Consider the following 12,452-nt stretch of genomic DNA (forward strand, 5'->3'; position numbering starts at 1 on the left):
CAGGTCCCTTCTGCAACCGGAAGGGACCTGAGCCGCCGTTGGCGTTTGTTACGAGGCTGTTTTAATGCCGTTGTCCAACATCCACATCATCCATCAGGACACCGCCGTACTGGTGGTGAACAAACCGACCCTGTTGCTCTCTGTCCCTGGCCGGGCCGACGACAACAAGGACTGCCTGATTACCCGCCTGCAAGAAAACGGCTACCCGGAAGCGCGCATCGTCCATCGGCTGGACTGGGAGACTTCCGGCATTATCCTGCTGGCCCGTGATCCGGATACCCATCGCGAGCTGTCCCGGCAATTTCACGACCGGGAAACCGAAAAGGCCTACACCGCCCTGTGCTGGGGCCAGCCGGAACTGGACAGCGGCAGCATCGACCTGCCCTTGCGCTACGACCCGCCGACCAAGCCACGGCATGTGGTCGATCACGAATTCGGCAAACATGCGCTGACCTTCTGGCGCGTGCTCGAGCGTTGCGGCGACTGGTGCCGCGTTGAGCTGACACCGATCACCGGCCGCTCCCACCAGTTGCGCGTGCACATGCTCTCGATTGGCCATCCGTTGCTGGGTGACGGGCTCTATGCCCATGAACAGGCCTTGGCGGCCTGGCCACGCCTGTGCCTGCACGCCAGCATGCTCAGCTTCACCCATCCGCAGACCGGTGAGCGCCTGCGCTTCGAGTGTCCGGCACCGTTTTAAGACATACATCAATCCTGTGGGAGCGAGCTTGCTCGCGATCTGGCCGGCACATCCAACATTGATGCTGGCTGACACTCCGCCATCGCGAGCAAGCTCGCTCCCACAGGGATCTCCTCCAGATTCTACTTCGGTGACCAGCCCCAACATTCAGTGCGACGCCATTTACCAAGCCAATACGTTAAACTGGCGCCACTGCTGTCTGGAGCTACTTTATGCGCGAAGAGTTGAACCAAGGCCTGATCGATTTCCTCAAGGCCTCCCCTACCCCGTTCCATGCCACCGCCAGCCTTGTTCAGCGCCTGGAAGCGGCGGGCTATCAACGCCTCGACGAGCGCGAGCCGTGGATTACCGAAGCCAACGGTCGCTACTACGTCACCCGCAACGACTCTTCGATTGTCGCGATCAAAATGGGCCGCCACTCACCGTTGCACGGCGGCATTCGCCTGGTCGGCGCCCACACCGACAGCCCGTGCCTGCGCGTCAAGCCGCAACCGGAACTGCAACGCCAGGGCTTCTGGCAATTGGGCGTCGAAGTGTATGGCGGCGCGCTGCTGGCGCCGTGGTTCGACCGTGACCTGTCACTGGCGGGCCGCGTAACCTTCCGTCGTGATGGCAAGGTCGAGAGCCAGTTGATCGACTTCAAGGCACCCGTCGCGATCATTCCGAACCTGGCGATTCACCTCAACCGTGAAGCCAACATGGGCTGGGCCATCAACGCCCAGACCGAATTGCCGCCGATCCTCGCGCAATTTGCCGGTGACGAGCGCGTGGACTTTCGCGCAGTACTCACCGATCAACTCGCCCGCGAACACGGCCTGAACGCTGATGTGGTGCTCGATTACGAGTTGAGTTTCTACGACACCCAAAGCGCGGCGGTCATTGGTTTGCACGGTGATTTCATCGCCGGCGCGCGCCTGGACAACCTGCTGTCGTGCTACGCCGGCCTGCAAGCGCTGCTGACGGCCGACACCGACGAGACCTGCGTGCTGGTCTGCAACGACCACGAAGAAGTCGGTTCCTGCTCGGCCTGCGGTGCCGACGGCCCGATGCTCGAGCAAACCTTGCGTCGCCTGCTGCCTGAAGGTGATGAGTTGGTACGCACCATTCAGAAATCCCTGCTGGTTTCAGCTGACAACGCCCACGGCGTGCATCCGAACTACGCCGACAAGCACGACGCCAACCACGGTCCGAAACTCAACGCCGGCCCGGTGATCAAGGTCAACAGCAACCAGCGCTACGCCACCAACAGCGAAACCGCCGGGTTCTTCCGTCATCTGTGCATGGCTGAAGAAGTGCCGGTGCAGAGTTTCGTGGTGCGCAGCGACATGGGCTGTGGTTCGACCATCGGCCCGATCACCGCCAGCCACCTGGGCGTGCGCACCGTGGACATCGGCCTGCCGACGTTCGCCATGCACTCGATCCGCGAATTGTGCGGCAGCCATGACCTGGCGCATCTGGTCAAGGTGCTGAGCGCGTTCTACGCCTGCCGCGAGTTGCCGTAAACCTGAAAAAGCATCGCGAGCAAGCTCGCTCCCACATTGGATTGCATTTCAAATGTGGGAGCGACGGTGCGGCGATCCGACTTGCTCGCGATGACGGCAGCTCAAACACTGCAGATTTCATGATCGCGCTGGTTCATTCCTGATACACATCACGCCTGCCACTTTAAAAACCGCCTAGACTTCGAGTATCCCTTCGACAAGGCCGTCTCCATGATCTCGATGTCTACCTTCCACGCCATGCTGGTCCCGATCCTTGCCGGGATGATCATGCTGGCCGTCGGTTTCAACTTTCGCGACAAAAATGCCGGTGTGTTTGTCATGTGGATCGGCATGCTGAGCATCCTCGCAACCGTGGTGATCAAGATCCTCGCCAAACTCAACGAATAATTCATCGCCCTTGGCTCGCATTGATTTTGACGGGCTCGTACACTCGGCCGATCCGCTCCCTGCGAGGTTGACCGCCTAGTGTTCGCTCGTCTTTTTACCCTGCCGTGTATTTTCCTTGTCTGCCTGATGACGCTGCTGTCAGTGGCGCCTGCCCAGGCGGCCGGCCTGCCAGGCCTGCTCGGCAGCCAGGCCAAGACCCAGCCCGAAGCCCGGGAACCGCTGGGGCAATCCCTGGACGAAGTGATCAAGTCACTGGAGAACGACCAGCAACGCACCAAGCTGCTGGCCGATCTCAAAAGGCTCCGTGACACCACCAAAATGGCTCAACCAACGACCGAGGAAGGCGTGCTGGGCCTGATTGGCGGAACCCTGACCAATATCGAGAAGAAATTTTCCGGCGACGACAGTCCGCTCACGCGCTGGTCCAGTGAATTCGATCAGGCCAGGGAAGAACTGATGGCGCTGGCGCTGCCGGCCAATGAATGGCTGCCCATGCTGTTCGCCTTCGCCATGATCCTGATGGTCTGGAGCCTGCTGGCCGCCGCCCTGATCTGGATCAGCCACCGCGTGCGAATGCGTTTCGGCCTGACCGAAGAACTGCCGCAGCACCCCCGGGCCCTCGACATGTTGCGCTTCGCCTTGCGCAAGCTCGGGCCATGGCTGATCGCCCTGGTGATCACGGTCTACATGAGCTACGCCCTGCCCTCGTCCCTGGGCAAAAGCCTGGCCATGGTACTGGCCTATGCACTGGTGGTCGGCACCTGCTTCTCGGCCATCTGCGTGATTGCCTTTTCCCTGCTCGACGGCCCGCACCGCCACCGTGCCCTGTACATCCTGCGGCACCAGGCGTTTCGGCCGCTGTGGCTGATCGGCAGCTTCGCCGCGTTTGGCGAAGCGCTGAGCGACCCGCAACTGGTCGACAGCCTCGGCAGCCATCTGGCCCATACCGCTGCGACTGTCGCCAATGTCCTGGCAGCGCTGTCCACAGGACGGTTCATCCTGCGCTTCCGCCGACCGATCGCTCACTTGATCCGCAACCAGCCACTGTCCCGGCGCCTGACCCGCCGTGCCCTCAACGACACCCTGTCGATCCTCGGCACCTTCTGGTACGTGCCGGCGTTGGTGCTGGTGGCCATCTCCCTGTTCGCCACCTTTATTTCCGCTGGCGACACCAGCACCGCACTGCGCCAGTCGCTGATCTGCACCGTTTTGCTGGTGTTGTGCATGGTCATCAACGGCCTGGTACGCCGCCACGCCCTCAAACCCAAGCATGGCATCCGGCGTTACGCCGTGTATTCGGAACGGCTGAAAAACTTTTTCTACACCATCGTTCATCTGCTGGTGTGGCTGGCCTTCATCGAGCTTGGCCTGCGGGTCTGGGGCATTTCGTTGATCCGCTTCACCGAAGGCGACGGCCACGAAGTCAGCGTCAAACTGTTCAGCCTCGCCGGTACGCTGCTGTTCGCCTGGCTGATCTGGATTCTCAGCGACACCGCCGTGCATCACGCGCTGACCCGCTCGCGCAAAGGCCTGGCCAATGCCCGCGCACAGACGATGATGCCGCTGATCCGCAACGTGTTGTTCGTGGCGATTTTCATCATCGCGCTGATCGTTGCCCTGGCGAACATGGGCATGAACGTCACGCCACTGCTGGCCGGTGCCGGTGTGATCGGTCTGGCCATCGGTTTTGGCGCACAGTCGCTGGTAGCCGACCTGATTACCGGGTTGTTCATCATCATCGAAGACTCCCTGGCTATCGACGACTACGTGGATGTCGGCGGCCACCTCGGCACGGTCGAAGGCCTGACCATCCGCACCGTGCGCCTGCGGGACATCGACGGCATCGTCCACACCATTCCATTCAGCGAAATCAAAAGCATCAAGAACTACTCCCGGGAATTCGGCTACGCGATCTTCCGGGTCGCGGTGCCGGCCAGCATGGACATCGACAACGCAATCAAACTGATGCGCGAAGTTGGTCAGAAAATGCGCACCGATCCGTTGCAGCGGCGCAATATCTGGTCGCCACTGGAGTTTCAGGGGGTGGAAAGTTTCGAGTCGGGCAATGCGATCCTTCGCGCCCGCTTCAAGACCGCGCCAATCAAGCAGTGGGAAGTGTCGCGAGCGTTCAATCTGTCACTCAAGCGGCACATGGATGAAGCCGGACTGGATCTGGCGACACCGCGGATGAGTATTCAGGTGATGACCGCCGGTGGTGACCCGCAGGGCGAATAGCCAGCGCCTGCAATAGCAGCGTCAGACAACATCCACCCCGACATGAATCGCATCATGCCGCCAGAACTCCAGGTCGCAGTCGATCAACCGTTCATGCTGGTCATAGTTGACCCGGGCAATCCGCAGGCCCGGGCTGCCCACTGACACCTTCAATGCCGCCGCCGCATCCACCGACAACGCCGTGGGCACAATCTCGAAGCGCACCCGCCCGTAGTGCAAATCGTAATGCCGCGCATACAACTCGGTGATCGACTGATTCAAATCGAAATCGAGGATCCCGGGAAAGTACTGCGGGTTCAGATAGTGCTCCACATACAGCACCAGTCGCCCGTCGATCCGTCGCGAGCGGCAGATCTGGATCACGCTCGACAGCGCCGGCAATTGCAGCCAGGCACAGACCGCCGCCGATGCCGGTTGCAATCGCGCTGAAATCACCTCGGTGGACGGAATCCGCCCCTGGGCGCTGACCATCGCGTGAAAGTGGCTGCGCTGCATGAGGTTGTACGCCAGGCGCGGCGGCGAGACGAACCAGCCGCGCCGCTCCTCGCGGTAGATCTGCCCTTGTGACTCCAGCTGCAACAACGCCTCACGCAAAGTGATCCGCGTGGTGCCGAACAGTTCACTGAGCTTGCGTTCGGCCGGCAATTTGCTGCCAGGAGCCAACAGACCGTGGTCGATCTGTTCCTGGAGTACCTGGCCAATGGCTGTTACCGCTTTTGTTGCCTCTTCACGCATCAACGTTTCCTTTCTGGACTAGACCAGCACCAATTCAGGGCAGAACAGCAGCGCAAACCGGCTCATTCAATAGTCTGCAAGCGTAGGCAGTGCAGATGACCGAGGTGTGACAAAGGCGCCCAACGGTCGCCACTCCCGGCTTTCAAGAACCTGCAATTCATCGGCCAAGTCCCTTGCCAGCCTGGGCTTTGACCATGGTCTACGCTTAGCAGGCCACCCGCGACACCGCCGAACAAAAAGTCATCCCGGGCGACGAACGACATCAAAGTGTCATCCAGCCCCCTTAAATTGGCTCAGGTATTGCTGACCTAGACCAACACACACCGCAATCGCAGCGTTGAACACGACCCAAGGAGCTTCGGAATGAAACAGTTTTTCCTGGCATCACTGTTAGGCTCGACCATTGCAATGTGCACCGCCGCCATGGCGGCCGACACCGATCTGAAAACCCTGGAAGCCGCTGCGAAAGCGGAAGGCGCCGTCAACAGCGTCGGCATGCCCAATGACTGGGCCAACTGGGCCGGCACCTGGAAAGACCTGAGCGACAAATACGGCCTCAAGCACATCGACACCGACATGAGTTCGGCCCAGGAGATCGCCAAGTTCGCCGCGGAAAAAGACAACGCCAGCGCCGACATCGGCGACGTCGGTGCAGCGTTCGGCCCGATCGCGGTCAAGCAAGGCGTGGTGCAACCGTACAAGCCTTCGACCTGGGATCAGATTCCAGCCTGGGCCAAGGACAAGGACGGCAACTGGGCGCTGGCCTACACCGGCACCATCGCCTTCATCGTCAACAAAAAGCTGCTGCACGGTTCCGAAGTGCCGACCAAGTGGGCTGACCTCAAGACCGGCAAGTACAAGGTTTCCATTGGTGACGTAAGCACTGCTGCCCAGGCTGCGAACGGCGTTCTGGCCGCGGCACTGGCCAATGGTGGCGACGAGAAGAACCTGCAACCTGCGCTGTTGCTGTTCGCCGACATCGCCAAGCAGGGTCGCCTTTCGATGTCCAACCCGGTCATTGGTGCCATGGAAAAAGGCGAAATCGAAGTCGGCGTGGTCTGGGACTTCAACGGCCTGAGCTACAAGGCCAAGATGGCCAATCCGGATGATTACGTGGTGCTGATCCCGTCCGACGGTTCGGTGATTTCCGGTTACACCACCATCATCAACAAATATGCCAAGAACCCCAATGCCGCCAAGCTGACCCGCGAATACATCTTCAGCGACGCCGGCCAGATCAACCTGGCAAAAGGCAACGCCCGACCGATCCGTGCCGAGCACATCACGCTGCCAGAAGAAGTGAAAGCCAAGCTGCTGCCAAACGAGCAGTACAAAAAGGTCACGCCGATCAAGGACGCCGATGCATGGGAGAAGACTTCCAAGGCCCTTCCGCAGAAGTGGAATGAAGAAGTCATCGTCAATATGCAGTAACCCTGTGGCCCACCATTTTTTGATGGACCAATGAGAATCCCTGTGGGAGCGAGCTTGCTCGCGATAGCGATTAGACATTCAACATAGATGTTGACTGGCAGTCCCTCATCGCGAGCGAGCTCCCACAGTGGATCGAGTGAGTTCCGAATATCTGTTTCACGGAGTCATCGCCCCTATGAAGCACAACGTCATCCTTGTCGTGCTCGACGRCCTCAACCATGAGGTCGCCCGCCACGCCATGGGGCACCTGCAGGCTTACGTCGGCGCCGGACGTGCCGCACTCTACAAACTGGAGTGCGAGTTGCCGGCCCTGTCCCGCCCGCTGTACGAATGCATCCTGACCGGCGTTGCGCCCATCGACAGCGGCATCGTCCACAACAATGTCTCGCGCCTGTCCAACCAGCGCAGCATCTATCACTACGCTACCGACGCAGGTCTTGTGACTGCCGCTGCGGCTTATCACTGGGTCAGCGAGCTGTACAACCGTTCGCCCTTCGTGGCGGCCCGGGATCGCCACACCGATGATCCGCAACTGCCGATCCAGCACGGGCATTTCTACTGGAACGATCACTACCCGGATTCGCACCTGTTCGCCGACGCCGAAAACCTGCGCCTGCGCCATGCGCCGAACTTTTTGCTGATCCACCCGATGAATATCGACGACGCCGGGCACAAGCACGGCCTCGACACCCCGCAGTACCGCAACAGCGCCCGCTCGGCCGACATCATCCTGGCCGACTACCTGCAAGGCTGGCTCGATGCCGGTTATCAGGTGCTGGTCACCGCCGACCATGGCATGAACAACGACCGCTCCCACAACGGCCTGCTGCCGGAAGAACGTGAAGTGCCACTGTTCGTTCTCGGTGATGCGTTCAGCTTCGACGCCGACGCCGCGCCGAAACAGACAGAGATCTGCGGCACCGTCTGCCAATTGCTGGGCGTGCCCCACGACAAACCGGTCTGCCGGGAGCTGTTGAAGTGAATTCCATGACCCGCAGTAAATGGCTCGCTGCCCTGTGCCTGGTCCCGTTTGCGTTGTTCTTCATCGTGTTCGAGATCGCACCGCTGACCTGGGTGATGATCAACAGCCTGCAATCTGAAGAATTCGGCTGGGGCCTGGCCAACTTCAGCAAGATCTTCAGCTCGAAGTTTTACCTGCAGGCCATCCAGTACAGTCTTGAGATCAGCTTCTGGTCCAGCGTGTTCGGGATCATCATCGCGATACTGGGCGCCTACTCCCTGCGCCGGGTCGATTCGAAACTGCGCAACTTCGTCAACGCCTTCGCCAACATGACCAGCAACTTCGCCGGTGTGCCGCTGGCGTTCGCGTTCATCATTTTGCTCGGCTTCAACGGCAGCTTCACCATCATGCTCAAGCAGGCCGGCATCATTCAGGATTTCAACCTGTACTCGAAAACCGGGCTGATCATTCTCTACACCTACTTCCAGATTCCCCTCGGCGTACTGTTGCTGTACCCGGCCTTCGATGCCTTGCGCGAAGACTGGCGCGAGTCCGCCTCACTGCTCGGTGCGAGCGGCTGGCAATTCTGGCGACACATCGGATTGCCGGTGTTGACACCTGCGTTGCTCGGCACCTTCGTGATCCTGCTGGCCAACGCCCTCGGCGCCTACGCCACGGTGTACGCACTGACCACCGGCAACTTCAACGTGCTGCCGATCCGCATCGCGGCAATGGTGTCCGGTGACATTTCCCTGGACCCGAACCTGGCCAGCGCCCTGGCCGTGGTGCTGGTGGCCTTGATGACCCTGGTGACCATCGTGCATCAGTTGCTGTTGAAGAGGAGCTACCATGTCTCGCGCTGAACTGGGGTCCGCCGGTGTCTACCACCGCGTCGTGGTGTACTTGCTGTTTGCCATCCTGCTGTTGCCGCTGGCCGGCACGCTGATCTACTCGATCGCCAGCAGTTGGTCGGCGACCATTCTGCCCAGTGGCTTCACCCTCAAATGGTACATCCAGCTATGGAGCGATCCGCGCTTCCTGGATGCGTTCGGGCAATCGTTGCTGGTCTGCGTCGGTTCGTTGATCCTTTCCGTGGTGCTGATTCTGCCGCTGTTGTTCGTGGTGCATTACCACTTCCCGAAACTCGACGCGCTGATGAACATCCTGATCCTGCTGCCCTTCGCTGTGCCACCGGTGGTGTCGTCGGTGGGACTGTTGCAGCTCTATGGCTCCGGCCCCTTCGCCATGGTCGGCACGCCGTGGATCCTGATCGGTTGCTACTTCACCGTGGCGCTGCCGTTCATGTACCGGGCGATCACCAACAACCTGCAAGCGATCAACCTGCGCGACCTGATGGATGCCGCCCAGTTGCTCGGCGCCAGCACCTTTCAAGCCGCATTCCTGGTGGTGCTACCGAACCTGCGCAAGGGCCTGATGGTGGCACTGCTGCTGTCGTTCTCGTTTCTGTTCGGTGAATTCGTGTTCGCCAACATCCTCGTGGGCACCCGCTACGAAACCCTGCAGGTCTACCTCAACAACATGCGCAACAGCAGCGGTCATTTCACCAGTGCGCTGGTGATTTCCTACTTCTTCTTTGTGCTGGTTCTGACTTGGATCGCCAATATCTTGAACAAGGACAAAAGCGAATGAGCTACGTCAGCGTCCAACATCTTCAGAAAAGCTACTCTCAAGTAGGGCAGGCGGGCACTACGGTGTTCAGCGACATCAATTGCGAAATCCGGAAAGGTGAATTCGTCACCCTGCTCGGCCCGTCCGGTTGCGGCAAATCCACCCTGCTGCGCTGCATCGCCGGCCTGACCTCGGTGGATGGCGGCAAGATCCTCCTGGACAATCAGGACATCGTGCCCCTGAGCCCGCAAAAACGCGGGATCGGCATGGTGTTCCAGAGCTATGCCCTGTTCCCCAACATGAGCGTGGAGCAAAACGTCGCCTTCGGCCTGCGCATGCAGAAGGTCAACGCCGACGACAGTCAGAAGCGCGTCGCCGAAGTGTTGAAACTGGTGGAACTGAACGACTTCGCCTCGCGTTATCCGCATCAATTGTCCGGCGGCCAATGCCAGCGCGTGGCCCTCGCCCGCTCGTTGGTGACCCGCCCGCGCCTGTTGCTGCTCGACGAACCGTTGTCGGCCCTGGACGCGCGGATTCGCAAGCTCCTGCGCGAACAGATCCGTCAGATCCAGCGCGAGCTGGGCTTGACCACGATTTTCGTCACACACGATCAGGAAGAAGCCCTGACCATGTCTGACCGGATTTTCCTCATGAATCAGGGAAAAATCGTACAAAGCGGCGACGCCGAAACCCTCTACACCGCCCCGGTGGATGTGTTCGCCGCCGGGTTTATCGGCAACTACAACCTGCTGGATGCCGACAGCGCTTCGAAGCTGTTGCAGCGACCGATCAGCAAGCGCATCGCCATCCGCCCGGAAGCCATCGAACTGAGCCTCAATGGCGAACTGGACGCACAGGTGCGTAGCCACAGCCTGCTGGGCAACGTGATTCGCTACCGGATCGAAGCCCGGGGCGTAGAATTGGTGGTGGACGTTCTGAACCGCTCGGCGGCCGACCTGCATCCCGACGGCCAACGTCTGGCGCTTTCCATCGATCCGACGGCCCTGTGTGAGGTAGCCTGATGACTTTGCTGACGCTGAAGAGAGAACTGCACTGATGGCCCTGGCAATTTTTGATCTGGACGAAACCCTGATCCACGGCGACTGCGCCTCACTGTGGAGCGAGCAAATGGTCCGCCTCGGTTGGGTCGATGGCGAATCGTTCCTGCGTCGCGACAAGGAACTGATGGATGCCTACGGCCGCGGCCACCTGGCGATGGAGGACTACATGGCCTTCAGCCTGGAACCGTTGATCGGTCGCACGCCCGCAGAGGTCGAGCATCTGGTTGGCCCATGGGTGGAAGACTTCATCGAACCGATCATCTTCAGCGACGCCACCAAAACCATCGCGGCGCATCGCAAGGCCGGTGACCGGATTCTGGTGATTTCGGCCTCGGGCACCCATCTGGTCGGCCCCATCGCCGAACGCCTGGGCATCGACGAGATTCTGGGCATCGAACTGGAAGTCACCCACGGCGTTTACAGCGGCCATACCGTCGGCACCCTGACCTACCGCGAAGGCAAGATCACCCGCTTGCTGGAGTGGCTGGATGCAGAGGAGGAAAACCTCGAAGGCGCGAGCTTCTATTCCGACTCACGCAACGATCTGCCGTTGTTGCTGAAAGTGGATTACCCCCACGTGGTCAACCCGGATCCGGTGTTGCGCGAGCAGGCTGAAAAAGCCGGGTGGCCGATTCATCTCTGGAAGTAACCCGGATCCCTTGTAGGAGCGAGCCTGCTCGCGATAGCGGTGGATCAGGCGACGTTAATGTTGACCGACCTTCCGCCATCGCGAGCAGGCTCGCWCCTACAGATTCAGGGTGGTCAGGTCAAGCGCTCGTCAATCACCAACACCACCTTCCCCGCCACGGTATTGCTCGCCAGCTCGGCGAACGCCGCCTCGGCATCCTTGATCGGAAAAGCTTTGGCCAATTGCGGGCTCAAGCGCCCCTCGGCAAACAACGGCCACACATGCAGGCGTAGATCGCTGAACAGATCAGCCTTGAACTGCTCATCACGGCTGCGCAGGGTCGAGCCCAGCAACTGCACACGCTTGGCCAGCACCTGGGCCAGATCCAGCTTGGCCTCGCGCCCGCCCATCAGACCGATCAACACCCAACGGCCATCCTGCGCGAGCAGCTTGAGGTTCAAGTCCGCGTAATTGCCGCCCACCGGGTCGAGAATCACGTCGAACGGCCCCAGATCCCGCAGGCTCTCCAGATCGCCATTGCGCACCACGCCGCCCTGGGCGCCCAGCGCTTCGCAGTACGCCAGTCGCTCGGCGGAGCCGACGCTGACCCAGCACGGGTTACCGAAGGCCTTGCACAGCTGAATAGCCGCTGAACCAATTCCACTTGCTCCGGCGTGCAGCAGAACTTTCTGACCCGGCTTGAGAGCAGCAAGTTGAAACAAATTCAGCCAGACCGTTGCATAGACTTCCGGCAGCGCTGCCGCTTCCGCCAGAGACATTTCGTCGGGAACCGGCAGCACGTGCCGTCCGTCGACAACCACCTCTTCGGCCATGCCGCCCCCGGCCAGCAAGGCGCAAACCCGATCGCCAATCTGCCAGGAGGAACCGGCGCCCACCTCGCTGATCACGCCCGAGCACTCTAGACCAAGCACTTGGCTGGCCCCTGGCGGCGGCGGATAAAGGCCGGCTTTCTGTAATAAATCGGCGCGATTGAGACCTGCTGCCGCCACTCGAATACGAACTTGTCCTACATCGCACGTAGGACTCGGCTCTTCAACCCACACCACTCGACCGTCAACGCCTTGCAATGCTTTCACAGTGCCTCCATAGTGAGTCTGGACTGAGCCCGAAGCTATAGCGTCGGGCTTTTTGCATTATGCGACCGGTTCCCAAAGATCCGGCG

General features: G+C 60.4%; 12 protein-coding genes. 10 read left to right on the forward strand and 2 right to left on the reverse strand.

The window, feature by feature from the left end; all coding sequences use genetic code 11:
• The first annotated feature begins 64 nt into the window (after window positions 1-64).
• The 4 genes from AC1DRN_RS15485 (at window position 65) to AC1DRN_RS15500 (ending at window position 4,824) form a co-directional block, all read left to right on the forward strand.
• Entirely contained in the window at window positions 65-700 is a 636-nt protein-coding gene (locus tag AC1DRN_RS15485) for an RluA family pseudouridine synthase (protein ID WP_223462174.1), read from the forward strand.
• Window positions 701-912: 212 nt separating this feature from the next.
• Entirely contained in the window at window positions 913-2,202 is a 1,290-nt protein-coding gene (locus AC1DRN_RS15490) for a M18 family aminopeptidase (RefSeq protein ID WP_223462173.1), read from the forward strand.
• A gap of 210 nt (window positions 2,203-2,412) precedes the next feature.
• Window positions 2,413-2,589, forward strand: a complete 177-nt coding sequence (locus tag AC1DRN_RS15495) for a hypothetical protein (protein WP_223462172.1) — start codon at window positions 2,413-2,415, stop codon at window positions 2,587-2,589.
• A 126-nt stretch (window positions 2,590-2,715) separates the two neighbouring features.
• On the forward strand, window positions 2,716-4,824 hold the full coding sequence (locus tag AC1DRN_RS15500; RefSeq protein WP_223462171.1) for a mechanosensitive ion channel family protein: 2,109 nt from the start codon (window positions 2,716-2,718) through the stop codon (window positions 4,822-4,824).
• A 21-nt stretch (window positions 4,825-4,845) separates the two neighbouring features.
• On the opposite strand, the gene AC1DRN_RS15505 is transcribed toward AC1DRN_RS15500, so the two are convergent.
• Entirely contained in the window at window positions 4,846-5,559 is a 714-nt protein-coding gene (locus AC1DRN_RS15505) for a UTRA domain-containing protein (RefSeq protein ID WP_108218996.1), read from the reverse strand.
• A gap of 363 nt (window positions 5,560-5,922) precedes the next feature.
• Between AC1DRN_RS15505 and AC1DRN_RS15510 the strand changes: the two genes are divergently transcribed.
• From AC1DRN_RS15510 to AC1DRN_RS15535, 6 genes are all read left to right on the forward strand, one after another.
• Window positions 5,923-6,990: an ABC transporter substrate-binding protein gene (locus AC1DRN_RS15510; protein ID WP_223462170.1), complete on the forward strand. Its 1,068-nt coding sequence runs from the start codon at window positions 5,923-5,925 to the stop codon at window positions 6,988-6,990.
• A gap of 175 nt (window positions 6,991-7,165) precedes the next feature.
• Window positions 7,166-7,972: an alkaline phosphatase family protein gene (locus AC1DRN_RS15515; RefSeq protein WP_477786745.1), complete on the forward strand. Its 807-nt coding sequence runs from the start codon at window positions 7,166-7,168 to the stop codon at window positions 7,970-7,972.
• Between the two features lie 5 nt (window positions 7,973-7,977).
• Window positions 7,978-8,814 (forward strand): ABC transporter permease, encoded by an 837-nt coding sequence (locus tag AC1DRN_RS15520; protein WP_223462168.1) that lies wholly within the window; start codon window positions 7,978-7,980, stop codon window positions 8,812-8,814.
• A complete protein-coding gene (locus tag AC1DRN_RS15525) occupies window positions 8,801-9,601 on the forward strand; it encodes an ABC transporter permease (protein WP_223462167.1) in 801 nt (266 codons plus the stop codon). The genes AC1DRN_RS15520 and AC1DRN_RS15525 overlap by 14 nt, the downstream gene beginning before the upstream one ends.
• Window positions 9,598-10,602 (forward strand): ABC transporter ATP-binding protein, encoded by a 1,005-nt coding sequence (locus AC1DRN_RS15530; RefSeq protein WP_223462166.1) that lies wholly within the window; start codon window positions 9,598-9,600, stop codon window positions 10,600-10,602. The genes AC1DRN_RS15525 and AC1DRN_RS15530 overlap by 4 nt, the downstream gene beginning before the upstream one ends.
• Window positions 10,603-10,636: 34 nt before the next feature.
• On the forward strand, window positions 10,637-11,290 hold the full coding sequence (locus AC1DRN_RS15535) for an HAD family hydrolase (RefSeq protein WP_223462165.1): 654 nt from the start codon (window positions 10,637-10,639) through the stop codon (window positions 11,288-11,290).
• A 113-nt stretch (window positions 11,291-11,403) separates the two neighbouring features.
• Here AC1DRN_RS15535 and AC1DRN_RS15540 read toward each other — a convergent pair whose 3' ends face one another.
• A complete protein-coding gene (locus tag AC1DRN_RS15540) occupies window positions 11,404-12,366 on the reverse strand; it encodes a zinc-binding dehydrogenase (RefSeq protein ID WP_223462164.1) in 963 nt (320 codons plus the stop codon).
• Window positions 12,367-12,452: the final 86 nt, after the last annotated feature.

The sequence above is a fragment of the Pseudomonas sp. P5_B3 genome (genome assembly GCF_056400405.1).